General features: G+C 66.3%; 24 protein-coding genes and 1 riboswitch. Of the genes, 17 read left to right on the plus strand and 7 right to left on the minus strand.

Translation table 11 applies throughout. The annotated features are described in order from the left end of the window. Window positions 1-34: 34 nt before the first annotated feature. A riboswitch (cobalamin riboswitch) is annotated at window positions 35-168 on the minus strand. A gap of 161 nt (window positions 169-329) precedes the next feature. From recA to H7K34_RS16045, 4 genes are read left to right on the plus strand one after another with little or no spacing between them, the layout of a single operon-like run. Beyond that, complete coding sequence (recA, locus tag H7K34_RS16030; RefSeq protein ID WP_108920041.1) at window positions 330-1370, plus strand: recombinase RecA; 1041 nt, start codon at window positions 330-332, stop codon at window positions 1368-1370. Beyond that, complete coding sequence (gene recX, locus H7K34_RS16035) at window positions 1336-1857, plus strand: recombination regulator RecX (protein WP_264062988.1); 522 nt, start codon at window positions 1336-1338, stop codon at window positions 1855-1857. The genes recA and recX overlap by 35 nt, the downstream gene beginning before the upstream one ends. Window positions 1858-1901: 44 nt before the next feature. After that, complete coding sequence (gene miaB / locus H7K34_RS16040; RefSeq protein ID WP_372510777.1) at window positions 1902-3428, plus strand: tRNA (N6-isopentenyl adenosine(37)-C2)-methylthiotransferase MiaB; 1527 nt, start codon at window positions 1902-1904, stop codon at window positions 3426-3428. Then, entirely contained in the window at window positions 3416-4060 is a 645-nt protein-coding gene (locus tag H7K34_RS16045; protein ID WP_264062990.1) for an Rv2732c family membrane protein, read from the plus strand. The genes miaB and H7K34_RS16045 overlap by 13 nt, the downstream gene beginning before the upstream one ends. Here H7K34_RS16045 and H7K34_RS16050 read toward each other — a convergent pair. After that, window positions 4057-5391, minus strand: a complete 1335-nt coding sequence (locus H7K34_RS16050) for a DUF349 domain-containing protein (protein WP_264062992.1) — start codon at window positions 5389-5391, stop codon at window positions 4057-4059. The two genes, H7K34_RS16045 and H7K34_RS16050, sit on opposite strands and share 4 nt — an antisense overlap. 245 nt (window positions 5392-5636) lie before the next feature. On the opposite strand from H7K34_RS16050, the gene H7K34_RS16055 reads away from it, so the two are divergent. From H7K34_RS16055 to H7K34_RS16090, 8 genes are all read left to right on the plus strand, one after another. Beyond that, entirely contained in the window at window positions 5637-6539 is a 903-nt protein-coding gene (locus tag H7K34_RS16055; RefSeq protein ID WP_264063576.1) for a DMT family transporter, read from the plus strand. 454 nt (window positions 6540-6993) lie between these two features. Beyond that, window positions 6994-7929 carry a DMT family transporter gene (locus H7K34_RS16060; RefSeq protein WP_264062994.1) on the plus strand — a complete coding sequence of 312 codons (936 nt, stop codon included), beginning with the start codon at window positions 6994-6996 and terminating at the stop codon, window positions 7927-7929. A 66-nt stretch (window positions 7930-7995) separates the two neighbouring features. Continuing rightward, on the plus strand, window positions 7996-8682 hold the full coding sequence (locus tag H7K34_RS16065; RefSeq protein ID WP_264062996.1) for a class III extradiol ring-cleavage dioxygenase family protein: 687 nt from the start codon (window positions 7996-7998) through the stop codon (window positions 8680-8682). After that, window positions 8679-9620 carry a tRNA (adenosine(37)-N6)-dimethylallyltransferase MiaA gene (gene miaA / locus H7K34_RS16070; protein WP_264062998.1) on the plus strand — a complete coding sequence of 314 codons (942 nt, stop codon included), beginning with the start codon at window positions 8679-8681 and terminating at the stop codon, window positions 9618-9620. The genes H7K34_RS16065 and miaA overlap by 4 nt, the downstream gene beginning before the upstream one ends. A gap of 60 nt (window positions 9621-9680) precedes the next feature. After that, entirely contained in the window at window positions 9681-10547 is an 867-nt protein-coding gene (dapF, locus tag H7K34_RS16075; protein WP_264062999.1) for a diaminopimelate epimerase, read from the plus strand. Between the two features lie 46 nt (window positions 10548-10593). After that, a complete protein-coding gene (gene hflX / locus H7K34_RS16080) occupies window positions 10594-12033 on the plus strand; it encodes a GTPase HflX (protein WP_264063001.1) in 1440 nt (479 codons plus the stop codon). Between the two features lie 128 nt (window positions 12034-12161). After that, complete coding sequence (locus H7K34_RS16085; protein ID WP_108920049.1) at window positions 12162-13322, plus strand: acyl-CoA dehydrogenase family protein; 1161 nt, start codon at window positions 12162-12164, stop codon at window positions 13320-13322. A 556-nt stretch (window positions 13323-13878) separates the two neighbouring features. Next, window positions 13879-16161, plus strand: a complete 2283-nt coding sequence (locus tag H7K34_RS16090) for an LGFP repeat-containing protein (RefSeq protein ID WP_264063577.1) — start codon at window positions 13879-13881, stop codon at window positions 16159-16161. A 19-nt stretch (window positions 16162-16180) separates the two neighbouring features. Here H7K34_RS16090 and lexA read toward each other — a convergent pair whose 3' ends face one another. After that, window positions 16181-16882 carry a transcriptional repressor LexA gene (lexA, locus tag H7K34_RS16095; RefSeq protein WP_108920051.1) on the minus strand — a complete coding sequence of 234 codons (702 nt, stop codon included), beginning with the start codon at window positions 16880-16882 and terminating at the stop codon, window positions 16181-16183. 296 nt (window positions 16883-17178) lie between these two features. Here lexA and H7K34_RS16100 point away from each other — a divergent pair, with 296 nt between their 5' ends. From H7K34_RS16100 to H7K34_RS16110, 3 genes are all read left to right on the plus strand, one after another. After that, window positions 17179-17667: a LysM peptidoglycan-binding domain-containing protein gene (locus H7K34_RS16100; protein WP_264063005.1), complete on the plus strand. Its 489-nt coding sequence runs from the start codon at window positions 17179-17181 to the stop codon at window positions 17665-17667. 157 nt (window positions 17668-17824) lie between these two features. Beyond that, complete coding sequence (gene nrdR / locus H7K34_RS16105; RefSeq protein WP_108920053.1) at window positions 17825-18289, plus strand: transcriptional regulator NrdR; 465 nt, start codon at window positions 17825-17827, stop codon at window positions 18287-18289. A 59-nt stretch (window positions 18290-18348) separates the two neighbouring features. Further along, the gene (locus H7K34_RS16110; RefSeq protein ID WP_264063008.1) at window positions 18349-18834 is read left to right on the plus strand and encodes a peroxynitrite isomerase; all 486 of its coding nucleotides are present in this window, start codon (window positions 18349-18351) and stop codon (window positions 18832-18834) included. Between the two features lie 32 nt (window positions 18835-18866). Here H7K34_RS16110 and H7K34_RS16115 read toward each other — a convergent pair whose 3' ends face one another. From H7K34_RS16115 to H7K34_RS16125, 3 genes are read right to left on the minus strand one after another with little or no spacing between them, the layout of a single operon-like run. Beyond that, complete coding sequence (locus H7K34_RS16115) at window positions 18867-19553, minus strand: PhzF family phenazine biosynthesis protein (protein ID WP_264063009.1); 687 nt, start codon at window positions 19551-19553, stop codon at window positions 18867-18869. 38 nt (window positions 19554-19591) lie between these two features. Next, entirely contained in the window at window positions 19592-20623 is a 1032-nt protein-coding gene (locus H7K34_RS16120) for an alpha/beta fold hydrolase (protein WP_264063010.1), read from the minus strand. Window positions 20624-20657: 34 nt separating this feature from the next. After that, window positions 20658-21632, minus strand: coding sequence for a proteasome assembly chaperone family protein (locus H7K34_RS16125; protein ID WP_108920057.1), 975 nt, complete (start codon window positions 21630-21632; stop codon window positions 20658-20660). 208 nt (window positions 21633-21840) lie between these two features. Here H7K34_RS16125 and H7K34_RS16130 point away from each other — a divergent pair, with 208 nt between their 5' ends. Then, window positions 21841-22662, plus strand: a complete 822-nt coding sequence (locus tag H7K34_RS16130) for a trypsin-like serine peptidase (protein ID WP_264063012.1) — start codon at window positions 21841-21843, stop codon at window positions 22660-22662. Window positions 22663-22665: 3 nt separating this feature from the next. On the opposite strand, the gene sthA is transcribed toward H7K34_RS16130, so the two are convergent. After that, window positions 22666-24072 (minus strand): Si-specific NAD(P)(+) transhydrogenase, encoded by a 1407-nt coding sequence (gene sthA / locus H7K34_RS16135; protein WP_264063578.1) that lies wholly within the window; start codon window positions 24070-24072, stop codon window positions 22666-22668. 114 nt (window positions 24073-24186) lie between these two features. Here sthA and H7K34_RS16140 point away from each other — a divergent pair, with 114 nt between their 5' ends. Continuing rightward, window positions 24187-25245, plus strand: coding sequence for a DUF4192 domain-containing protein (locus H7K34_RS16140; protein ID WP_264063013.1), 1059 nt, complete (start codon window positions 24187-24189; stop codon window positions 25243-25245). Between the two features lie 5 nt (window positions 25246-25250). On the opposite strand, the gene H7K34_RS16145 is transcribed toward H7K34_RS16140, so the two are convergent. Then, a complete protein-coding gene (locus H7K34_RS16145; protein ID WP_108920060.1) occupies window positions 25251-25940 on the minus strand; it encodes a metal-dependent transcriptional regulator in 690 nt (229 codons plus the stop codon). Window positions 25941-26041: the final 101 nt, after the last annotated feature.

A 26041-nucleotide genomic window follows, 5' to 3' on the forward strand; every position in this document is an offset into this window, starting at 1 on the left:
GCCACCCTCTCTGGGGAGGTCCGCCCCAGCGTCTAGTGAGGAAGCGCCGACGGTGAGTATCTGGCTCTCGGGTCGCAATGCGACGCCCGATCACAGTGGCGGGACCGCACCGGATTCGCACCGGTTTCCTCAGCTTTTTCCTGCAGGCCCGTCGACGCCCTTTCGGTAGCCGATGTTGCCACACGCGCGGCGTGTCGAACTTGAATCGAACAGGTGTTCGGCTACTGTGGTGATCGTTCGGAGATGTCGACTTGTCGGTGGCCATCTCTAATGTCTCGCCCAACCGACCGAAACCGGTCATCGAACACATCGACTATAGGAGAGGCACCATGGCGCAAGCCCCCGACCGCGAGAAGGCTCTCGAGCTGGCGATGGCCCAGATCGAGAAGAGCTACGGCAAAGGCTCGGTGATGCGTCTCGGCGAAGAGACACGTCAACCGATCTCGATCATTCCGACTGGATCCATCGCGCTGGACGTGGCCTTGGGCATCGGCGGCCTGCCGCGCGGCCGGGTCGTGGAGATCTACGGCCCGGAGTCCTCGGGTAAGACCACCGTCGCCCTGCACGCGGTGGCCAACGCTCAGGCCGCCGGCGGCGTCGCGGCGTTCATTGACGCCGAGCACGCCCTGGACCCGGACTACGCCAAGAAGCTCGGCGTCGACACCGATTCCCTGCTGGTCAGCCAGCCCGACACCGGTGAGCAGGCCCTTGAGATCGCCGACATGCTGATCCGCTCCGGCGCACTCGACATCCTGGTCATCGACTCGGTGGCCGCGCTGGTGCCGCGTGCGGAACTGGAAGGCGAGATGGGTGACAGCCACGTCGGGCTGCAAGCCCGGCTGATGAGTCAGGCGTTGCGGAAAATGACTGGCGCGCTGAATAATTCGGGAACCACGGCGATCTTCATCAACCAGCTCCGCGAGAAGATCGGGGTGATGTTCGGCAGTCCGGAAACCACCACGGGTGGAAAGGCCTTGAAGTTCTACGCATCGGTGCGCCTGGATGTGCGCCGGATCGAGACGCTCAAGGACGGCACCGACGCGGTCGGTAACCGCACCAGGGTCAAGGTGGTCAAGAACAAGGTGGCACCGCCGTTCAAGCAGGCCGAGTTCGACATTCTCTACGGTCGGGGCATCAGCCGGGAAGGCTCGCTGATCGACATGGGCGTGGACCAGGGCTTCGTCCGCAAGTCCGGTTCCTGGTTCACCTACGAGGGCGAACAGCTCGGCCAGGGTAAGGAGAACGTCCGCAACTTCTTGATGGAGAACGGCGATATCGCCAACGAGATCGAGAAGAAGATCAAGGAAAAGATGGGCATCGGTGCGGTGGTGACCGATGACGACGTCCTCCCCGCCCCCGTCGATTTCTGAGCCTGCCCGCGAAGAGCAGGCGCGGGCGTTGTGCCTGCGCCTGCTCACCGCGAGGGCGCGCACCAGGGCCGAGTTGTCCGGCCAGCTCGCGAAACGCGGATACCCCGGCGACGTCAGTGCCCGGGTGCTCGATCGGCTGGCCGCTGTCGGGTTGGTGAATGACCGGGACTTCGCCGAACAGTGGGTGCAGTCCCGGCACGCCAGGGTGGGAAAGAGCAAGCACGCCTTGGCCGCCGAGCTGCACACCAAAGGTGTCGACAAAGAGGTCATCACCACGGTGCTGGCCGGGATCGACGCCGGTGCAGAGCGAGGCCGGGCCGAAGAACTGGTACAGGCCAAGCTACGACGGGAGACGCTGAGCGGGGACGACGCGCGGATCACTCGACGGCTGGTGGGGATGCTGGCGCGCCGTGGCTATAGCCAGAACCTGGCCTGCGAGGTCGTCCTCGCCGAGCTGAACGCCGAACGAGAACGCCGCCGGGTCTAGCTGCGGGTTAATGCCCTCGGCCCCGGTCGCCGTAGCATGGCCCCGTGACTTCGACAGTGGCGCCAGACGCCGCGAGCCTCTCCGGGGCCGTGGCTGGGTCGGCGCGCACCTATCAAGTTCGCACTTATGGCTGCCAAATGAACGTCCACGACTCCGAGCGGCTCGCGGGCCTGCTCGAGGCGGCCGGTTACATCCGCGCCGCCGAGGGCGCCGACGCGGACGTGGTGGTCTTCAACACCTGCGCGGTGCGCGAAAACGCCGACAACAAGCTGTACGGCAACATCAGCCACCTGGCCCCGCGCAAACGCGACAACCCGGACATGCAGATCGCCGTGGGTGGCTGTCTGGCCCAAAAGGACCGAGACTCCTTGTTACGCAAGGCCCCATGGGTCGACGTCGTGTTCGGTACGCACAACATCGGGTCGCTGCCCACGCTGCTGGACCGGGCCCGGCACAACAAAGTCGCCCAGGTGGAAATCGTCGAGGCGCTGCAGGAGTTTCCGTCGTCGCTGCCGAGCGCTCGCGAATCCGCCTACGCTGCCTGGGTTTCCATCTCCGTCGGCTGCAACAACAGCTGCACGTTCTGCATCGTCCCGTCGCTGCGCGGCAAGGAGGTCGACCGCAGCCCGGCCGATATCCTGGCCGAGGTTGAATCGCTGGTGGACGACGGGGTACTGGAAGTCACCCTGCTGGGCCAGAACGTCAACGCCTACGGTGTATCGTTCGCCGACCCGGCATTGCCCCGCAACCGCGGCGCGTTCGCCGAGCTGCTGCGGGCCTGCGGAGCTATCGACGGGCTGGAACGCGTGCGATTCACCTCGCCGCACCCGGCCGAATTCACCGACGACGTCATCGAGGCAATGGCGCAGACACCCAATGTCTGTCCCGCCCTGCATATGCCGCTGCAGTCCGGATCCGACCGGATGCTGCGGGCGATGCGGCGCTCCTACCGGGCCGACCGTTACCTCGGCATCATCGACCGGGTTCGCGCCGCCATGCCGCACGCGGCCATCACCACCGACCTCATCGTCGGATTCCCCGGCGAGACCGAAGAGGATTTCGCGGCCACCCTCGACGTGGTGCGCCAGGCGCGGTTCGCGGCGGCGTTCACCTTCCAGTACTCCAAACGTCCCGGCACCCCGGCTGCCGAACTCGACGGACAGCTGCCGAAAGCCGTTGTGCAGGAACGTTATATGCGGCTGATCGAACTGCAGGAACAGATCTCACTGGAGGGCAATCGCGAGCTGATCGGTCAGTGGGTCGAATTGCTGGTCGCCACCGGCGAAGGTCGTAAGGACGCTCGCACGGCCCGCATGACCGGGCGGGCGCGCGACGGACGGCTGGTGCATTTCACCGCGGATACCGCGGTGCGGCCCGGCGATATCATCACCACGGCGGTCACCGGGGCCGCGCCGCACCACCTGATCGCCGATGCCGGCATCCTGACCCACCGCCGCACCCGAGCCGGTGACGCATATGCTGCCGGACAACGCCCACGCGGTATCGGTCTGGGCATGCCAGGCATCGGGCCTGCCGCCGAACCAGTCGAATCCCTTGGATGTGCCCGATGACGAAAGAACACACCGACTATGACGCCCTGCGAGCCGAGATCGAGGCCGCAGAACGCCGGGTAGCACGCGAGATCGACCCGGGCCCACGGGCATTCGTCGTCGCGATCCTGGTGTTCGTGTTGCTGGGATCGTTCATCCTGCCGCATACCGGTCATGTCCGTGGCTGGGATGTGCTGTTCAGCAGCCACGGCGCCGGTGCCGCCGCGTTGTCGCTGCCGTCCAAGGTGTTCACCTGGCTGGCACTGGTTTTCGGTGTGGGCTTCTCGATGGTGGCCTTGCTGACACGGCGCTGGGCGCTGGCCTGGATCGCGCTGGCAGGCACGTCGATAGCCAGCGCGACCGGGCTCTTGGCGGTGTGGTCACGCCAGACCGTTGCCGCCGGTCATCCCGGCCCCGGTATCGGGCTGTTCGTCGCATGGATCACCTTGATTCTGTTGACGTTCCACTGGGCCCGTGTGTTGTGGTCGCGCACGATCGTGCAACTCGCGGCCGAAGAGCAACGCCGACGCGTCAGTGCCGAGCAGCAATCCAGGACGCTGCTGGAGACCCTCGGCGACGCGGACACTCCCGAGGGCCCCGTCGCTGAGAACCCCGACGCCGAGGCGCCGCCGGACCAGGCGGAGAACCGCTAGCGCTTCAGCGCATCAACGGCGGCCTGCGCCCACTGGCGCCATTGTTCGGCATTGGCCTGTGCCTCTTGGGCTTCTTTGGTCCGGCCGGCCGCGGCCGCCTTGCGGGCCTGCTGCTCGTAGTGCTCGGCGCGGGTCGCGAATTGTTCGGCCCGGGCCTGTGCCTCGGGGTCGGACCAATTCGCTTCACCGGCATCGCGCACCTTCTTTTCGACGGCGCGCAGTCGCCGCTCCAAGTCGGCCGACCGCTCCCGGGGCACTTTGCCGATCGCATCCCATTTGTCGGCGATCGACCGCAGTGCCGACCTGGCCGCTTCGTGATTGCTGGTGTCGATCTTCTCGGCCTCGGCCAGCAGCGCCTCCTTGGCGGTGGCGTTGCCCCGGAATTCATGGTCCTTCTCCGCCGTCGCGGCGTTGCGCGCGGTGAAGAACGCATCCTGGGCGGCCTTGAAGCGGTGCCACAGGGCGTCGTCGACTTCCCGGGTCGCCCGCCCCGCCGCTTTCCATTCGGTCAGCAGCTTTCGGAATTCGGCGCTGGTGCCCGCCCAGTCCGTCGAGTCGGACATCTCCTCGGCCCGCTCGCAGAGCCGTTCCTTGGACTGCCGCACGCCCGCGCGCTCGCGGTCCAACTCAGCGAAGTGCGAACCCCGCCGCCGGTTGAACGCCTCGCGCGCTGCCGAATAGCGCTTCCACAGCGCGTCGTCGACCTTTCGGTCCAGGCCGGTGACCGTCTTCCACTCGTCGAGAATCTCGCGCATCCGGTCGCCGGCGACCTTCCAATGCGTCGAGTTGGTGGCCAGGTCCTCGGCCTCCGCGGCCAGTGCCTCCTTGCGTGCGGTCTGCGCGGTCCGGTGCTCGTCGCGGCGGGAACGATCGTCGGCGACCGTGGCGTCGGCGTGCTCCACCAGGATGGTCAGCCGGCCCGCGAGCGCATCGATGTCGCCCAGCACGGAGGCCGTCGGCAACGTCTCGGCCAGTGCGGAGGCGTTGGCTTTGATCTTGCGCGCGTCGCCGCTTCCGGAGGCCAGCCGCTCTTCCATCAGCGTGACCTCGGTGCTCAGGTCCTCGAACCGCCGACCGAAGTGAGCGAATGCGGCCTCACGGTCGCCGGCCTGCCAGGAGCCGATGACGCGTTCGCCGGATGAGCTGATCAGCCACACCGTGCCGTCGTCGTCGACGCGGCCGTACTGGTGCGGATTGCTGGCCGGGGGCAACACCAACGGGTGGGCGCTGGGTCGTGCTGTCGGCCCAGGCCCTGGCCGCGGGCCCGGGCGTGGACCAGGACGTGGTGTCGGCTTGGCGGCGTCGCTGGAGCGGGGCGCGTCATCGGTCATGCGCTCGTCACCTACCCTTCGCGCGGTCACATTCCCGCGCACCTGCCGCGCGTAGCGGCACCCGTTCGGTCGGGAGACCTGCTGCCATCAACAGCTGCTCCGTCACCGATTCCAACAGTATTCAAGCAGCTTGGCGGGCTGTATGCCGCAACCTGATTGTCGTTGTTTGGACAGCCCGTTGTGGAACAGTGGTGCACGCAGCATTTTTACTCGTGAATCACGCTCGACTTGGAGAGAACCCGCACATGGACAAGGCCGATATCGCCGCGTTGCTCGCGTTGACTTCGGCGCTGTGCGTCGCGATCGGCGACGTCCTCCAGCAGCGTGCGACGCACCGGATTACCGACACATCGCTTGGCCTGCCGCAGCTGTTCGCCAAATTGGCCCGCAATCAACGCTGGCGATGGGACGTGCTGATCCTGATCGGCAGCATCGTGTTGCAGGCGGCCGCGCTGGACCGGGGTTCGGTGCTGCTCGTGCAGGCGTTGCTGGTCCTGTCGTTGCTATTCGCGCTGCCGATCAGCGCGAAATTGGCTCAGCGCCCGGTGAGTAGCCGGGAGTGGATTTGGGCCGTCGTGCTGACGGCGGCGGTCACCGTGATCGTCACGGTCGGCAACCCGCAGGCCGGCCATTCCAATGCATCACTTCAGACCTGGGCCTACGTGGCGGCGGTGTTGGGGCCGCTGCTGGTCGGGTCCATCGTGGCCGCCCGTATCCGGGGCGGCGCGCTGGCCGCGGTGCTGTTCGCCTTCGTCTCGGGTGCGCTGTGGGGGATCTTCGCGGTACTCACCAAGGGCGTTGTCCATCGGCTCGGCGAAGGTGGCTGGACAGTGTTCGCCAGCCCCGAGTTGTACGCCTGGCTTCTGGTCGCCATCGGCGGCTTCGGGTGGGAACAGTCGGCGTTCCGGGCCGGCGCGCTGACGGCGTCGATGCCGACCCTGCAGGTGTCGCAGCCGGTGGTGGCGGCTTTGCTGGGCGTCGTCGTCCTCGGCGAAACGCTGAACACCGGCCGCGGCGGAATGGTCGCCCTGATCGCAGCCGCGTTGGTGGTGGCGGCGGCCACCGCGGAGCTTGCCCGCGTCGATGCCGTCGCGACCGGTAAGCGCATCGACGCGGCGCTCGGTGGCGCCGTCGAGCAACCGGTGTAATCCTCGCACCCGGCCCGGATAACAGTTCCATTCCACCGTTGCTGGGGGCGTAGGGCGACGTCGCAGCGCCCGGTACGGTAATGGTGACAATTGGTGTTGTTGGTACTTGTGGGGCTGGAGGGGGCACGTCAGGATGGCGGAGGGAGGTCGTTGCGACGGCGGTTTCGTCCCGCGAAATAGTCGCGACGATGGCTGTCGCAGAGCAAGCCGGGGCGGCGGCCGGGTGTCCGGCTGTGACACCATTGGGGGCGTTCTTCGGTCCTATCGGGAGTCAGCATCCAGCCACAGCCGTGTCATAGGTTGTACATAGGTTCGTGAACTACGTATTGCGCAGGACCGTTTCTTCGGAAAGCAGCGCGTGTCACGCACGCAACGGAAACGGTTTTGAAACGGGTAGCGAATACCCGCCGTAGATACTGGCCCTCGGGCCGCGGCGCCGGGGAGGAGGTCGCAGATGACGAAAACGGACATCGCCGTTGTCCTCGCCCTGCTCGCCGCGTTCGCGTCGGCACTGGGCAACGTTGTCCGTCAGCGTTCAGCGCAGGAGATCACCGACAAACCGGTAGGCCACCTCGAGCTCTTCCGGATGTCGCTGCGCGACACCAAGTGGTGGCTGGGGGCGGGCGGTGCCATCGGCAACTACGCGCTACAGGCCGCAGCGCTGACGCTGGGCTCCGTGATCATGGTGACGGCGTTGCAGGTCACCGCTCTGCTGTTTGCGTTGCCGATCTACGCGCGGATGACCCGGCGCTCGGTCACCCGCTGGGAATGGACTTGGGCATTGCTCCTGGCCGCCGCCCTGGCGGTGGTGGTCATCGTCGGGGATCCGGATCCCGGAGCGTCGCGCGGGACGGTCGAAACCTGGATGGTGGTCGCTCTCGTGATGGGCCCGGCGCTGGTGTTCTGCGTGCTGGGCGCGCGGATCTGGTCCGGCTCGGTGGCCGCGGTGCTGCTGGCGATCGTCGCCGGTTCGTCGTTGGCGTTGTTTGCGGTGCTGACCAAAGCCGTCGTCGAGGTCGTCGGAGAAGGCGTCGGCGCGCTGCTGGCCGCGCCCGAGTTCTACGCCTGGATCGCCGCCGCGCTTGCCGGCATGATCTTCCAGCAGTCGTCGTTCCGTGCCGGTTCGCTAACCGCTTCGCTACCGACTTCCGTTGTGGCCAAGCCGGTAGTCGGTTCGATCCTGGGCATGGCGGTGCTGGGTGAGTACCTAGACTGCACCGGGCCGGCGAGGCTGGTGCTCGCGGCGGGGATCGTGGTGGTGGTCGTCGCGACCGTGGCGCTGGCCCGCGGCGAGGCCGCGACCATGTCGAGCAAGGTGGCGGACAAACTGGCGAAAAAAGCCCTGCGGAAATCGGGGGAGATGCGGCTCGCCGAGGCGGAGTGCAGCTGAGGGTCCCGGGCGGACCGACTGGCCTGTTGGCCTAGCAGACTTTGGCCCTTCAGTTAGTTTGGTGGCGTGCTGAGCGCCATCGCGATCGTTCCTGCCACGCCGCTGCTCGTTCCCGAGCTTACCGGGGCAGTGGCGGCCGAGGTGGCCGACCTGGCCACCGCGGTCTCGGCAGCGGCTGCCCTACTGCCGTCGCGGTGGGTCGCGATCGGAACGGGCGGCGCCGACGATGTGCTGGGCCCCAGCGGGATCGGCAGCTTTGCGGGTTACGGCGCCGACGTGCGGGTCCGGCTCTCGCCCCAGGACTCCGAGCCGGTGGCCGACTTCCCGCTTTGCGCGTTGATTGCCGGCTGGCTGCGCGGCCAGGCCCGGCCCGAGGCCAGCGCGCAGGTACGGGTCTATCGCGGCGATCATGACGTCGACACCGCGCTTGGTCTGGGTAGACAGCTGCGCGCCGAGATCGGCCAAGCGCCCGATCCGATCGGTGTGCTGGTCGTCGCCGACGGCGCGAACACGCTGACACCACGCGCGCCCGGCGGTTATGACGCCGGCAATATCGATGCGCAGCGGGCCCTCGACGACGCACTGGCGAACGGCGACACCGCCGCCCTGACCCGGCTGCCGGAGCCGATCCTCGGCCGCGTCGCATTCCAGGTTCTGGCGGGACTGACTGAGCCGGGCCCGCGTGCGGCCAAGGAGCTGTACCGCGGCGCGCCCTACGGAGTGGGCTACTTCGCCGGAGCCTGGCAACCATGAGACCGCTGGCGATTATCGGGCCCACCGGCACCGGTAAGTCGCAGCTGGCCCTCGACGTCGTCGAGCAACTCAGCGGCGAGGTGGGCGCGGAAATCGTCAACGCCGACGCCATGCAGTTCTACCGCGGCATGGACATCGGGACCGCCAAGCTGCCCGTTGAAGCGCGCCGTGGCATCCCGCATCATCAGCTCGACGTCCTGCACGTCACGCAGACCGCGACCGTTGCCCGCTATCAGCGGGCCGCCGCCGCGGATATCGAGGCGATCGCGGCCCGCGGCGCGGTGCCGGTCATCGTCGGCGGGTCGATGCTCTATGTCCAATCGCTGCTCGACGACTGGTCTTTTCCCGCGACCGATCCCGTGGTGCGCGCGCGCTGGGAACAGCGCCTCGCCGAGGTGGGAGTGGGCGAGCTGCACGCCGAGCTGGCCCGCCGGGACCCGGCCGCTGCCGCCGCGATCCTGCCCACCGACGGCCGGCGCACGGTGCGCGCGCTCGAGGTTGTCGAGCTCACCGGCCAGCCGTTCGCCGCGTCCGCGCCCCGCATCGGTGTTCCACGCTGGGGCACCGCCATTGTCGGACTGGACTGTGACACAACAATTCTTGACGAGAGATTGGCCCACCGCACCGACAACATGTTCGAGCACGGCCTGGTCGGCGAGGTCCGTGCACTGCTGCGCGACGGCCTGCGCGACGGCGTCACCGCGTCGCGCGCGCTCGGCTACGCGCAGCTGATTGCCGCTTTCGACGCCGACGGCCCGCAAGCTTTGCGGGACGCGCAGGAGCAGACATACTTCGGTACCCGGCGCTACGTGCGCCGGCAACGGTCGTGGTTTCGGCGCGACCACCGGGTGCACTGGGTCGACGTGGGCGCCGCGACGGACGCCGACCGCGCCCGCATCGTCGTGGACACCTTGCGAGCGTGGCGGCACGTACCCTGAACAGGTGATCCGCGCCAATGACGAAGACCCCGGCATGGCCGGGGTTGAGGAGTGGCGCAGATGATCTTTGCTAAGGGCCACGGCACCCAGAACGACTTCGTGCTGTTGCCCGACGTCGACGCCGCCCTGCCGCTCACGGCGCCGAGGGTGGCTGCGCTGTGCGACCGGCGCCGCGGATTGGGTGCCGACGGAGTGCTGCGGGTGACCACCGCTGGTGCCGCCCTGGCGGTCGGCGTGCTCGACCGGCTGCCCGACGGTGTCGGCGCGAACGATTGGTACATGGACTATCGCAACGCCGACGGGTCCACCGCGCAGATGTGTGGCAATGGTGTGCGGGTGTTCGCGCACTACCTACGCGCCAGCGGCCTGGAATCCCGCGACGAGTTCATCGTCGGATCGCTGGCGGGGGCGCGGATGGTCACCCTGCACCACGCCGACGCCACCAACGCCGACATCACCGTCGACATGGGCAAGGCCAACCGGCTGGGTACGGGGGAGGCAATAGTCGACGGCAGGCGTTTGCGCGGGCTGGCGGTCGACGTCGGTAATCCGCACCTGGCATGCCTGGACGCAGCGCTGAGCGATGACGAGCTTGCCGCGCTGGATGTCGGTGCGCCCGTGCACTTTGACCGCGCGCAGTTCCCCGAAGGTGTGAACGTCGAAGTGCTCACCGCGGCCACCGACGGCGTGGTGCGGATGCGGGTCCACGAGCGGGGGGTGGGCGAAACCCGCTCGTGCGGAACCGGAACGGTCGCGGCCGCGGTGGCCGCGCTCGCCGATGCCGGGGCCGGCACCGGCACGCTGACCGTCCGCATACCCGGCGGCGACGTCGTCGTCACCGTCACCGATGCCACTAGTTACCTGCGCGGGCCGTCGGTGCTGGTGGCACACGGCGAAGTGAGCGAGGATTGGTGGCACGCCCAATAATTCGGATGCACGCGCTGGATTTGGCGTGCACTATTGCTAATTGCCTATGACGCACCCTGAAACTCCGTACCGCGATCAGCCAGGCGGCCGTCCCGTTGCCGAGCCCAGCGTCGGCGAGCTAGCCCTTGAAGATCGATCGGCGCTGCGCCGGGTGGCCGGGCTGTCGACCGAACTCGCTGACATCTCCGAGGTTGAATACCGGCAGCTGCGTCTGGAACGCGTTGTGCTGGTGGGGGTGTGGACCGAGGGCAGCGCGGCCGACAACCAGGCGAGCCTGGCCGAGCTGGCAGCCCTGGCCGAGACCGCCGGCTCGCAGGTGCTCGAAGGCCTGATCCAGCGCCGCGACAAGCCCGACCCGTCGACCTACATCGGCTCGGGCAAGGCGCAGGAGTTGCGCGAAGTGGTCCTGGCTACCGGCGCCGACACGGTCATCTGCGACGGCGAATTGTCGCCGGCGCAGCTGACCGCGCTGGAGAAGGCCGTCAAGGTCAAGGTCATCGACCGCACGGCGCTTATCCTGGACATCTTCGCCCAGCACGCCACCAGCCGGGAGGGCAAGGCGCAGGTATCGCTGGCCCAGATGGAGTACATGCTGCCGCGGTTGCGCGGCTGGGGTGAGTCGATGTCCCGGCAGGCCGGTGGCCGCGCCGGCGGCAGCGGCGGCGGGGTGGGCCTGCGTGGTCCCGGTGAGACCAAGATCGAAACCGACCGGCGCCGCATCCGCGAGCGGATGTCCAAGCTGCGCCGCGAGATCAAGGACATGAAGCAGGCGCGCGACACCCAGCGCAGTCGCCGGGTGCACAGCGACCTGCCGTCCATCGCGATCGTCGGCTACACCAACGCCGGCAAGTCCAGCCTGCTCAATGCGCTGACCGGGGCCGGGGTGCTGGTGCAGGACGCGCTGTTCGCCACCCTGGAACCCACCACCCGTCGCGCCGAGTTCGATGATGGCCGGCCGTTCGTGCTCACTGACACCGTCGGTTTTGTCCGCCACCTGCCCACCCAGCTGGTCGAGGCATTCCGCTCGACGCTGGAGGAGGTCGTCGACGCCGATCTGCTGGTGCACGTCGTGGACGGTTCCGACGTCAACCCGGTCGCCCAGATCAATGCGGTGCGCCAGGTGGTCTCCGAAGTGGTCTCCGACCACCACGGTGATCCGCCTGCAGAGCTGCTGGTGGTGAATAAGATCGACGCCGCAAGCGATCTGATGCTGGCCAAGCTTCGGCATGGGCTGCCCGGTGCCGTGTTCGTCTCCGCGCACACCGGCGACGGGATCGACGCGTTGCGCCGGCGGATGGAGGAGCTCGCTGCTCCCACCGATACCGCCGTCGACGTGGTGATTCCCTACGACCGCGGCGACTTGGTGGCGCGTGTGCACGCCGACGGCCGGGTCCAGCAAGCCGAGCACAAGCCCGACGGCACCCGGATCAAGGCCCGGGTTCCCGAGGCGCTGGCCGCGAGCCTGCGGCAATTCGCCACGGACTAGCCACCGTGGTTGACGAGGTCTGCTAGCCGCTACGAGGTGCCATCAGGTCGGCCGTCGGGTCAGCTGCCGACCAACCGTCTGGTTGGTATATGTTGGGCGACAGAGTTCCCGTTGGCCGGAGGTTATCCATGAGCAGCGCAATCAGGTACCAACGCACACTGTTCGAACCCGAGCACGAATTGTTCCGCGAGTCCTACCGGGCCTTTCTCGAGCGCCATGTCGCGCCGTACCACGACGAGTGGGAGAAGGCGAAAATCGTCGATCGTGGCGTCTGGCTTGAAGCCGGCAAGCAGGGATTCCTCGGCATGGCGGTGCCCGAAGAGTATGGCGGCGGCGGCAATGCCGATTTTCGGTACAACACGATCATCACCGAGGAAACCACCGCCGGGCGTTATAGCGGGATCGGCTTTGGACTGCACAACGACATCGTCGCGCCGTATTTGCTGGAGTTGGCCAACGAAGAGCAGAAGCAACGCTGGTTGCCAAAGTTCTGCACCGGGGAACTGATCACCGCGATCGCCATGACCGAGCCGGGTACCGGCAGTGACTTGCAGGGCATCAAGACTCGTGCGGTCAAGCAGGGCGATCACTATGTGCTCAACGGCGCAAAAACGTTCATCACCAACGGAATCAACTCCGACCTGGTGATCGTGGTGGCCCAGACCGATCCGGAGAAGGGCTCGCAGGGCTTTTCGCTGCTCGTCGTCGAACGCGGCATGGAAGGCTTTGAGCGGGGCCGACATCTGGACAAGATCGGACTGGAAGCGCAGGACACGGCGGAGTTGTCGTTCACCGACGTCAAGGTTCCGGCCGAAAACCTGTTGGGGGATGAGGGCAAGGGCTTCATCTACCTGATGCAGAACCTGCCGCAGGAACGGATCTCGATCGCCGTCATGGCGGCCGCGGCGATGCAGCAGGTGCTCGATCAGACGCTGCAATACACCAAGGAGCGCAAAGCCTTTGGAAAGCCGATCGGCAGTTTCCAGAACAGCCGGTTTGTGTTGGCCGAGCTGGCAACCGAGGCCACCGTGGTGCGCATCATGGTCGACGAGTTCCTCCGGCTGCACCTGGACAAGAAGCTGACGGCCGAGCAAGCGGCAATGGCCAAGTGGTACTCCACCGAAAAGCAGGTGCACCTGATCGACCGTTGCCTGCAGCTGCACGGCGGCTACGGCTACATGCGCGAATACCCCGTGGCGCGTTCCTATCTCGACGCCCGGGTGCAGACGATCTATGGCGGCACAACCGAGATCATGAAGGAAATCATCGGGCGCGGCCTCGGCGTTTGACGCTCATGATCGCAACCCCGTCGGCTAGCGTCGGCGGCGGTGAACCAATCCTGCTGCCACGCAACAACGAATCGTGGGCGGACGTTCGAAACGCGCGCCGATGGTGACACGGCCGAAGCACAACTAGTGCGCTTACCGTCTGGTTGCCCTGGTGTGCGGCAAAATGGTTGCCGCCCATGAATTGCTTCTTTGCTCGAGTGCATAGCCGGCGAACTGATGGCTTCGCGTACGGTCAGCGCATATGTTTCGGCTTCGTGGAGCGCGCAATCACCCGCCCACGGCGTGTACGAACATACGATGAGTCGCGACGCGATCGTCGTCCCGCATCATTTCGACATCAGAGCGGTATCCGTTTTCGTAATATTCGCGAATTGCCTTCGCATTTCTTGTTCGCTAGAGCAAAGTTATGCGAGCCCGGCGATATGCGAACTCTGATGGGGTTCGTAACCCGCGTTCGGGGTACCAACCGCTCGCAGGGTCCGCAGGGCACGGGCATGGCCATATTTGAGGGCATATCCGTCGGCTGGGAGGCTTGGTGAACGGGAAGAGAGGTCAAGTGCGCAGGCTCGCCGGGCGGGCGCTGATCAGCGTGGCGACCACAGCGTTGGCCGTCGTGCTGCTGGCACCTACCGCCTCAGCTTCTCCGATCGGCGACGCCGAAGCCGCCATCATGGCCGCGTGGGACAAGGCCGGCGGCCCCACCTCACCGCTAGGCCCCCGCAAGGGCGACGTCTATCCCGTGGCCGACGGCTTCGCGTGCGACTTCGACGGCGGCAAGTTCTTCTTCACCACGGCCACCGGTGCGAAATTCGTGTACGGGCCGATCCTGGAAAAGTACGACATGCTCGGCGGCCCGGCCGGTAGCGATCTGGGATTTCCGACCATCAACGAGGTTCCCGGACTCGCGGGCCCCGACAGCCGCGTGGCGACGTTCTCGGCCAGCGACAAGCCGGTGATTTTCTGGACGCCCGATCATGGCGCGTTTGTCGTGCGCGGCGCGCTGAACGCCGCCTGGGACAAACTCGGTAGCTCGGGCGGCGTTCTCGGCGCCCCGGTCGGAGATGAGACCTACGACGGCGAAGTGTCCTCGCAGAAGTTCGGCGCCGGCCAGATTTCCTGGAACCGCAAAACCAAGGAATTCACCACTGAGCCAGCGGGATTGGCCGACCAGCTGAAGGGCTTGCAGGTAGCCATCGATCCAGCCGCGGCCATCAACATGGCCTGGCGCGCGGCCGGCGGTGTGAACGGCCCGCTGGGCGCCAAGCAGGGCGGCCAGTATCCGATCGGCGGCGACGGAATCGCCCAGAACTTTGCCGGCGGCAAGGTGTTCTTCAGCCCGGCGAACGGCGCGAACGCCCTGGAAAGCGACATTCTGGCCAAGTACGAGTCGGTGGGTGGCCCGGTCAGCAGCGACCTGGGCTTCCCGATCGCCAACGAGTCCGACGGCGGCGTCAGCCCCAACAGCCGGATCGCGACGTTCTCGGCAGCCGACAAGCCGGTGATTTTCTGGAGCTCTGACCACGGTGCCTTCGTCGTGCGCGGAGCGATGAAGGCGGCCTGGGACAAGCTGCGCGGTCCCACCGGCAAGCTGGGTGCCCCGGTCGGCGATCAGACCGTCGACGGCGACGTGATCTCGCAGAAGTTCACCGGCGGCAAGATCTCGTGGAACCGCGCGAAGAACACCTTCTCCACCGACCCGGCGAACCTGGCTCCGCTGTTGTCGGGCCTGCAGGTGTCGGGACAAAACCAGCCGAGTGGTTCGGCAATGCCGCAGCACTCCAACAAGTGGTTCACCTGGAGCTGGTGGTACCTGTTCGCCCTGGTCCCGCTGCTGGTTCTGGTGCTGCTGGCGGTGTTCGTGGCGTTGCGGTGGCGCCGGCATCGCGCCGAGCGCAATGCCGCGCCCTACAACCTCGATCGCGACGTCGACGTCGGTGGCTACGACGACTCGGGTGAGCCGCGCTGGGGGCCCGACTACGCCGATGCCACGACCGAGCACTTGTCCTATGGCGACGTGCACTCACTGGAGCACCACGACGACGACGCCCCGCGAGTCAGGTGGCCGCATTCACCCGAAACGGTCGAACTGGACGAAGATGCCGCGGCCGGTTACGCCGACGAATCCGTATCCGAGGAAGAGTGGGATCAGTTAGGGGTCGACGACCAGGATCCCGACACGGTCGACACCGATTCCATCCATGTGGTGTCGGCGGACGATCTCACCGAGGCCGGCTATGGCGATGAGATACTCCAAGCCGGCTACCTGGATGATGTCGAAGTGTCGGAGCGCGCCGATCCGGACACTGAATACACCGATGCGAGCGTTCCGGAAGCCGCCTACCCTGACGCCGCCGAGGAAGACACCCCGTATGCGGAGGCGGGCTATCCGAGTGCCGACGATGCGGAGGCGGGCTATCCGGGTGCCGACGATGCGGAGGCGGCCTATCCCGACGTGGCCGTGCCGCATACGCCGCCCGATCTTGCCGCCGCAAGCGGCGTCACGCCCGGTGCTGCCGCTGCGGATGATGTCGCGGCCGGCCTCGCCGCCGCGGTAGGCGCTGCATCGCGTGGCGGACGGCACGCCGCCGCGGACGCTGACGACGAGTCAGACTTCGAGTCGGCAGCCGCCCTCGGGGCACTAGGCCCGGCCGGACGTCCGACGATCCACCTGCCTCTGGATGACCCGTATCTGATTCCCGACGGTTATCCGATCAAGGCGAGCACCCGCTTCGGCCTCTATTACACCCCGGATAGCGACCTCTATCGCGACACGCTCGCCGAAGTGTTCTTGTCCAGCGAGGAAGCCGCGCTGGTCAACGGCTTCATCAAGGCCGACTAGATAGCGAACTTTCGCGGCACTAGACCTTGCGGATCACCGTGACGACCTTGCCGAGCACGGTCGCGTCATTGCCGGGGATGGGATCGAACGCCGGGTTGTGCGGCATCAGCCACACTTGACCCCCCGCGCGCTTGAACGTCTTGACGGTGGCCTCACCGTCGATCATGGCGGCGACGATGTCGCCGTTGTCGGCGACATTCTGTTGCCGCACGACGACCCAGTCGCCGTCGCAGATCGCGGCTTCGATCATCGAGTCGCCGACCACCTTGAGCAGGAAGAGGGTGCCCTCGCCGACCAATTCGCGGGGGAGCGGGAAGACATCCTCGACGGCTTCTTCGGCCAAGATCGGTCCACCGGCCGCGATGCGCCCGAGCACGGGGACGAACGTCGGCTCTGGCAACGCGTCGGATCCGGCGACCTCGGTGGCCGGCGCCGCCGCAACGAGGTCATCGGCGCCGCGAACATCGACGGCCCGGGGGCGGTTCGGGTCGCGGCGCAGAAATCCCTTGCGTTCCAGAGTACGCAGTTGGTGAGCCACCGAGGACGTCGAAGTCAGCCCGACGGCATCGCCGATCTCCCTGATGCTGGGCGGATATCCACGGGTGGTCACCGATTGACGGATGACGTTCAAGATAGTGCGTTGCCGCTGGGTAAGCGATGAATCCACGGAATGCAACCGGCCTTCGGGGCCGGTGGCTGAGGTGTCGTTGCTGTCGCTCATGGCACTGAATGTAACCCCCTGGAAGCCGAGAATCAAACATGTGTTCGACTAGCGTGTCGTCCCTTCGTGTCTCCCGAAACAGTGATCCGCGCAACTTTTGCGAATAACAATGGTGTAACTCTCGAAAAGACCGGGTATTTGTGCGTGATGGCAGTGATAGCGACCGATGGAGGTTGTCGGTGGCGTGGTCTAGCGTTTTGCTCGTGCGACACGCTCCGCTCAAATGTTCGGATTTCGAACACACGAGCGATAGTGTCGAACACACGAGCGAGGATTAGTTGACCGGAGGAACGCACATGACGCTCATGCACACAGTCTCACCGCGGACCAACAACGTGCGGCGCCCGAGCGATGGGCTGGTTGCACGGCCTCGCTACGACCAGGAACGCGCGCTGCGGTCGCGCCGGTCCGTGCAGTCGCGGCCGGCCGGCGCGCCAATGCGGTACCGCGGTACCGGGGTAGCGATGTCGGCCACGCCGCATCGCCGCCGTCCGGCCACACTGGGGACGACGCTGGGGCTGGCCCTGATGGCCGGGATCATCACGCTCTGGCTGGGTCTGGTCGCGAATCTCGGTCAGATCGCCAACGGTGACTCCGCCGCCGCTCCCGTACCGGACAGGCTGTCCGTCGTGCAGGTCGAGCCGGGCGAGTCCCTTCAAGACGTCGCACACCGGGTAGCGCCCGAAGCGCCGGCGCGCCAGGTTGCCGACCGCATTCGCGAACTCAACAACCTGAACTCGCCGTCACTGGCCGCCGGCCAGACCCTGATCGCGCCGGTCGGCTGACGGCGCGGCGACGCCGTACGAAAACCGCTCTACGCCAACGCCGCTCAGTCCTCGCACCGCTACCAGCACCCGTGGCGCGGCTACATTGGCTCGGCGGGGGAGCGCACGGGTACGCTCGGAGTGTTCTGCGAGATGCCGGCCCCGCGAAGGAGCGGTCATGCATTGTCCGTTCTGCCGCCATCCCGATTCCCGGGTAATTGACTCGCGGGAAACCGATGAAGGCCAAGCCATTCGGCGCCGCCGATCGTGCCCGGAGTGCGGGCGACGGTTCACCACGGTAGAAACCGCGGTCCTGGCCGTGGTGAAGCGCAGCGGAGTCACCGAGCCGTTCAGCCGCGAAAAGGTCGTCAAAGGGGTGCGCCGCGCGTGCCAGGGCCGTCAGGTGGACGAGGACGCGCTGAACCTGCTGGCGCAGCAGGTGGAAGACACCGTCCGTGCCGCCGGCTCGCCCGAGATTCCCAGTCACGAGGTCGGCTTGGCGATCCTGGGGCCGTTGCGTGACCTGGACGAGGTGGCGTACCTGCGCTTCGCGTCGGTTTACCGGTCCTTCTCTTCGGCCGACGATTTCGAACGCGAGATCGAGGCGCTGCGCCAGCACCGCAAGGTATCGACACCCACCTGATGGTCCGCCGCGTGACTCGGGCGCAACGGTACTGGTCGGCACCGGACTAGGCTGAATTCATGCCTGGTGACCTGCATCCGGATCTCGAGGCGCTCGCGCCGCTGCTCGGCACCTGGGCTGGTCGCGGTGCGGGCGAATATCCGACGATCCAGCCCTTCGAGTATCTCGAAGAAGTTGTGTTTTCCCATGTGGGCAAACCGTTTCTGGCCTACGCGCAAAAGACCAAAGCGCTGGCCGACGGCAAACCGCTGCACGCCGAGACCGGCTATCTTCGGGTGCCCGAACCCGGCCACGTCGAGCTGGTTCTGGCTCACCCCAGCGGGGTCACCGAAATCGAGGTCGGTTCCTACCGGTCGACCGGCGATGTCATCGAAATCGAGCTGGCCACCACGTCGATCGGTTTGACGCCGACCGCCAAAGAGGTTTCCGCGCTTGGTCGTTCCATCCGCCTCGACGGCGACCAGCTTACGTACTCGGTACAAATGGGTGCGGTCGGGCAACCCATGCAGCATCATCTTGCCGCGGAGTTGCAGCGGAAGTCCTGAATTCCCAGCGGCCTCGGCTGGCCGAGTATCCTTCAGTCCAGTTGTGTCACACCGTCGTTGACGACGCGGCCAGCCACCCGAACCCAGCTCTCGGGACTCCAGACAGTTTCCAGCATCGATCCTCTGCCCTGGGTGATGCTCAGGTCGCGGCTAAGATGGTCGGTAATCCGCATCGCTGCCGAGCCGGTCGCTTCGTCTTCGGGTACACCGAGATTTGCCGCGAACATCCGGGAACGCAGCGCCCCGGCGGACTCATCGATCCAGGCCCACAGGTAGTGCGCGGTGTCGTCGGGAAAATCGTCTGGGTCGGCCGCCAGAAGCTGCTCGACGGAATCGAATTCGTGCACTGCGAACACGGGAGCCCAGTCCGAGCGGGCGCTGATGCCCACCAGGTCACCCGCGTAGTGCACCTGCACAATGCCGGCTGGTACCTGCAGCGTGTTGATCGGCGTACCGTTGGCGCGCAGCCACCACGGCGCGCCCACTGACGGGTGCCCGGCGAACGGAATTTCGATGCGCGGAGTGTAGATGGTGACCTGCGCTGTGGTTGAGCCGCCGGCCGGAAGATCGACGAATACCGTTTCGCTGTAACCTAATTGGGCTGCCAGCGCCTGGCGATCGGCGAGAGCGACCTGTTTGGCGTCGACCACGCCCAGTGGATTGCCGAATTTTCCGGCCCGGTCGGTGAAGACACGCAACACCGTCACATCGATCCCCATGGGCCGACTGTACGGGGCGGGTCAACGCCGAGGGGGCCTCAGGTGGCGCTGCGCTCGTCGGAACCCATCGCGTTGAGCACCGCGACGCGCGTGTCGGCCGGACCCGTGACGGTGCGTTCGCCGCTGCCGGTACGCAGCAACTCACGAAGCGCGCCCTGATCGTGTTGGGCAGGGGCGGTGCTGTCGATGAAGCGCTGGACGACGTCGATGAAGCGTGCCGGGTCTTCGTGGAATGGAAAGTGGCCGGAGCCGGCAAAGATCTCCAGGCGCGAGCCTGGCATCGCGGCGTGGGCCATCCATGCGTGCCGGACGGAAACCACCGCATCCTTGGTGCCCCACACGATCTGCACCGGGATGGTCTCGGTCAAATAACATCGATCCAGCATCGTGACGATCTGGCCGCGCCAGTCCACCACGGCCCGCAGCGTCCTGCTGAACGCCGACGAGGCCGTCGGTTCGGGTAGGTCGTCCAGAATCCGCAGCACGTTCGGCAGATCGCGGCCCAGGCCGGTCGATCCGATCGCCAGGCCCGCGAGCCGGCCCGCCAGCTGTACTGCCGGCAGCACCAGCGGCAGCCGCAGCAGCGCCAGCGCCTCGGTGCCCACCGGCAGCGAGGCCAACCGGAATACGACGTTGACGTCTTTGGTGACGCCGCCCGCGGAGACCAGGATCAGCCGGTCGACCAGATGTGGGAACTGGTAAGCGAATTGCATCGCCACCCCACCGCCGAGCGAATGTCCGACGATGGTCACGCGCTCGATTTCGAGCACGGAGAGCAGGTCGCGCATCCCGTTGGCGTATGCGGCGACCGAGTAGTCGGCGCGCGGCTTGTCGGACTGCCCATGGCCGAGCAGATCGGGGGCGATCACTGTATACCGCTGAGCGAGCTTGGCTTGCACGGTATTCCACGTCGTGGAGTTGTCGCCGATGCCGTGAATTAACAGAATCGCCGGCCCGGAGCCGGCGATTCGGTAGGCCCGCTTGTACCCGTGGATGGTGCGGAACTCGAGCGAGGGGGTAGTTACTTCGCGCACCGGGCGAAGATTGCTCTTGCGCTTCCGCTCAGTCATCTCGCCACCCTTGTCGTCGCGCCCGCTGAGGCGTTTAAGCCGGGTCGTCGCCGTCGCGCTTCTTTTCCGCCTGCTGGGCTAGGAACCGCTCGAACTCGGCCCCAAGCTCGTCGCCGCTAGGCAGGTCTTCATCGCGTGTTAGTAATGACCTGTTTTCCTGAGCGTCGATGAACGCATCGTACTGGCGCTCGAGTGCAGCCACCACTTGGGCTACTTCGGCACTGGCTTCCACCTGCTCGTCGATCTTGCCACGGATCTCTGCCGCAGCCTCGGTCAGCGCCGACAGCGGCAGGTCCAGCGACCCGGTTTTGGCGACCTGCTCGAGCAGCGCCTGGGCGGCGGCGGGGTAGTCGGTCTGCGTCAGGTAGTGCGGCACGTGGACGGTGAAACCGACCACCTCATGCCCGTGCTCACCCATCCGGTATTCCAGCAGGTTTGACGCACTGCCGGGGACCTGGATCTCCGCAATCCACGGCTGGAAGTCGCTGATCAGGTCGCGGTTGGTGGAGTGCGCCGTCAGCGTGATGGGCCGGGTGTGCGGAACAGCCATCGGAACGGTGCCCAGGCCGATGGTTTGGCGTACCCCCAGCCGCTCGGCCAGCAGCCGGACCGCGGTGATGAACCTCTCCCACTTGAGATCCGGCTCCATGCCCGCCAACAACAGAAATGGAGTGCCGACGCTGTCGCGCAGCGCGTACAGGCTCAGCTCCGGGTCGTCATAGTTGGTGAAGTGATCGGTCTTGAAGGTCATCAGCGGCCGCCGCGAGCGGTAGTCCAGCAATTCGTCGATCGCGAACGACGCGACCAGCTCGGTGTCCAGCGCGGCCTTCAGGTGGGTCGCGGCCAGCCGAATCGCATGCCCGGCGTCCGAGAAACCCTCCAAAGCGTGCACCAACACCGGTCCGCGGCCGTCCGATGTCACCAACTGGGGCGCCGGGAACTCCAGCTCGTACATGCCGGGTTGCCCTGGCTGGTAATAGAGATCGTCGTCTTGGTGCTCGTCGGACATCGAGTTTGCCTCCTCTCGGGGTCCTTCCAGGGTGCCCTAGCCAGTGTCCCCCGAATCAACGGGCATCAGTAATGGAAACAGCTTGACGCACGAACGTAATCCAGAAGGAACAATTCCGGTGGCACCGGATCTGCCAGCAAATCTAGGTGTCGCAGCGCGATGCGTCGAATTCCGCTTCCGGACCTGTGGTCGGGCATGATGGGATCCGATGCGCGTCCCGATGCTGCTGCTCTGCCCGATTGTCGGCCTCGCGACGTTACTGGCGTCGTGTGACCGTCCGGTGCTGCATGTGTCGTTGCCCACTACGACACCGGCAACGAAGACGAGCGGGCCCGTCCAACATCTGAGCCAGCCCGAGCCGGGCGCGGTTGCGGGTCCGGTGGACCCGGACAGGCGGGTAGGAGCAATCTTTCTGGATGGCAGCACCCAGCACGTGTGCACGGGTTCGGTGCTGCATTCCACGGCCGGAAAACTGGTCCTGACCGCCGCGCACTGCCTGGCCGGAGCTGCTCAGATCACCTTTGTGCCTGGTCTGTCCGGTGACGGTGCGCCACCCGATCTTTGGAAGGCGGACAGCGTCTATCTGGATCCGCGGTGGGTCGCCAGCAAAGATCCGCACGCCGATTACGCGATCGCCCGGGTCAACAGCGAGCACGGCGGTTCCGTCGAGTCGAGTGAAGGCTTGGCGCTAACCCTCGGCACGGCTCCGCCTCCCAGCAGTCGTGTCTCCGTGGTGGGCTATCCGAGCGGCGTGGGTGGCTCGCCGATCGGATGTCAGGGCAACACCGCTGTCACCGACGGCGGATTTCCCTCACTGGTATGCCAGGGACTGGTCGGCGGCACCAGCGGCGCGCCGTGGGTCAGCGGCACTACCGTCGTCGGGCTGATCGGTGGATTTGAGCGCGGCGGTTGCGCCGAGAACGTGTCCTACTCCGCGCCGTTCGATGAGCACACTGCCGCGCTGCTGGCCCGCGCCGAAGCCGGCGGTCCGGGCGATCCGGTGCCGGTCGACTTCGACGGCACCTGCTAACCGTCAGCGGCGGAACTCGTTGAGTGCGCGCACTTTGTTCATTACGTCGAGTGCGGCGACCTTGTAAGCCTCGGAGAACGTCGGGTAGTTGAACACCGCGTCGACCAGATATTCGACGGTGCCGCCGCAGCCCATCACGGCCTGCCCGATGTGGACCATCTCGGTCGCGCTGGTGCCGAAGATGTGCACCCCGAGCACTTTGAGGTCGTCGGTGGACACCAGCAGCTTGAGCATGCCGTAGGAATCACCCGCGATCTGACCGCGAGCCAGCTCCCGGTAGCGAGCTATGCCCACCTCGTAGGGGATCGAGTTCTTGGTCAGCTCCACCTCGGTGGCACCGACGTAGGAGATTTCGGGAATCGAGTAGATGCCGATCGGCTGCAGGTCGGTGATGCCGTCGCACGCTTCCCCGAACGCGTGGTAGGCGGCCAGGCGGCCCTGTTCCATCGAGGTTGCGGCCAATGCGGGGAAGCCGATGACGTCGCCGACGGCGTAGATGTGGGGCACCTTCGTCGCGAAGTTATCGTCGACGAAAATTCGGCCGCGGTTGTCGGATTCCAGCTCGGCGTTGTGCAGATCCAGGTGGTCGGTCTGCCCCTGCCGCCCGGCGGAATACATCACCGTTTCCGCGGGGATCTGCTTGCCACTGGCCAGGGTTGTGATGGTGCCGGCCGAACCGACGTCGACCGCGGTCACCTCCTCACCGAACCGGAAGGTCACCGCCAAGTCGCGCAGATGGAACTTCAGCGCCTCGACGACCTCGGGGTCGCAGAAGTCGAGCATGTCGCCGCGCTTTTCCACGACGGTCACCTTGGTGCCCAGCGCGGCGAACATCGACGCGTATTCGATGCCGATCACACCGGCGCCGACCACCACCATCGAGGCCGGCAGCGCCTTGAGGTCGAGAATCCCGTCGGAATCGAGCACTCGGTCTTCGTCGAACTCGACGCCGGACGGCCGTGCCGGCCTGGTACCGCTGGCGATCACGACGTATTTGCCACTGATGGTTAGCTTTTCGCGCCGAGAGGGATCTTCGACCTCGATCGTGTGCGCGTCGATGAACCGCGCGTGGCCGATCAGCAGGTCGATCCGGTTGCGCATCAACTGATTGCGCACCACGTCGACCTCCTTGCCGATCACATGCTGAGTGCGGGCCAGCAGGTCGGCCGGGGTGATCTTCTCCTTGACGCGGTAGCTCGCGCCGTAGAGTTCGCGTTGGCTCATTCCGGTGAGGTAGAGCACCGCCTCACGCAACGTCTTTGACGGGATGGTGCCGGTTTGGACGCAGACGCCGCCCAGCATTTGGCCGCGTTCGACGATCGCGACCGATTTGCCGAGCTTGGCCGAGGCGATGGCGGCTTTCTGTCCGCCGGGCCCCGAGCCGATCACGACCATGTCGTATTCCTGCATCGATCCCATGAGATAGACGATAGAGCCCACAGTCGAGACTTTCTCCACAGACCGAAAGCTCAATTGCCTTGCGCGAGCGCGTTCTGACGGTGGCGGCCATCAGCGTTAGGCCTCATGACACCGCATTCGCCCGATTTTGAACTCAACCGCCCGGGAGCGCTGGTTGCTGCGCTACCCGCCGTTCTCGGCTTTGTTCCGGAGGATTCATTGGTCTTGGTGTCGTTGGACGGTGGCGAGCTGGAAGCGGTGCTGAGGGTCGACCTCTGCGAGGAGCTCGCCGACCGGGTCGGACACCTTGTCGAGGTTGCTGCCGCGGCCGAGCCCGAGGCGGTGATCGTCGTGATCGTCAACGACGAGGGCGCCGACTGTCCGCGCTGCAATGACGAGTACCGGCAGCTCTGCGCGATGCTCGCAGAGATGTTGGCGGAGTACAACATTGAGCTGTGGGCGGCGCATGTCGTGGATCGGGTGGCCCGCGGCGGGCGCTGGCATTGCGTGGACGGCTGCGGCGCGAGTGGGACGGTCGACGATCCGTCGGCATCGCCGCTGGCCGCCGCCGCGGTGCTGGAAGGCCGCCGGCTCTATGGGCGCCGCGCCGACCTACAGGCGGTCGTGGCCATCGAGGATCCGGCGCGAAGTGCCGCACTGGCCGGGGTCCTTACCCGGCAGGCGGCCACCCGCGCGCAGGCGCATCGCACGGACCCAGCGGGCTGTAGCCGCCGTGATGTGGAAGCCGCGCTGACCGCGGTCGGCCGCGTCGGTGCTGGGGGATCGCTGTCGAACGCCGAGCTGGCCGCCCTGGGCTGCGCGCTGAATGACGTGGCGGTGCGCGACACGTTGTACGCCCTGGCGGTCGGCGAGAAGGCCGGGGAAGCCGAGGCGCTGTGGGCGTCGCTGGCGCGCATCCTGCCTGCGCCGTGGCGCGTCGAGGCGCTGGTGTTGCTGGCGTTCAGCGCCTATGTCCGCGGCGACGGCCCGTTGGCAGGGGTGTCGCTGGAGGCCGCGTTGCGCTGCGATCCGGATCACCGGATGGCGGGCATGCTGGACACGGCGTTGCAATCCGGTCTGCGACCGGAGCAGATTCGCGACCTGGCGGTGACCGGCTATCGACTGGCTAAGCGACTCGGCGTGCAGCTTCCGCCGCAGCGGGTGTTCGGTCGCCGTGCGGGGTAGGGGAGTCAGACCTTCTCGACCTTGACCGCGTGCGCCATCTCGTGCGGCAGGGTGACGTTCTCGTGCCCGGGTATCAGGATGGTGACCCCAACGGGACCGGTTTCCACCGTGACCCGCGCATTGGGCACCACGCCGGCGTCCTTGAGCCGGCTGATCAAATCGATGTCGCCCTGAACGTGCTCGGTCAGCTGGCGGACGACGACCGCGACCGGAGAACCCGCCGGCAACTCGGTCAGCCGGACTAGGTTGACGTCCTCGGCGCCGGAATTCGAACCCACACCTAGGTCCAGCAGACCCGGAATCGGATTGCCGAACGGGGAAGTGGTCGGGTTGTCGAGTACCTTCACCAGGCGGCGCTCGACATCCTCGCTCATCACGTGTTCCCACCGACATGCCTCGGCGTGCACTTCTTCCCACGGCAGGCCGATGACGTCGACGAGTAGTCGTTCGGCGAGGCGGTGCTTGCGCATCACCGCGATGGCCAGGGCCCTGCCCTTGTCAGTGAGCTCCAGGTGCCGATCACCGGCGACGTGGAGCAATCCGTCGCGCTCCATCCTGCTGACGGTCTGGCTGACGGTCGGCCCACTCTGGTCGAGCCGTTCGGCGATCCTGGCGCGCAGCGGCGTAACGCCCTCTTCTTCCAGGTCGTAGATGGTTCGCAGGTACATCTCGGTGGTATCAACCAGGTCGTTCATCCAGCACCCTCCATTGACGCCGAGTCTACTTGGCCAGCTGCCGAAATGGGTCTAACGCTCCCTACGCAAGCAGTATGCCCGCCGCGAGTTTGCGGTGGGCA

This window comes from Mycobacterium montefiorense (genome assembly GCF_025823255.1).
Lineage (GTDB): Bacteria > Actinomycetota > Actinomycetes > Mycobacteriales > Mycobacteriaceae > Mycobacterium > Mycobacterium montefiorense.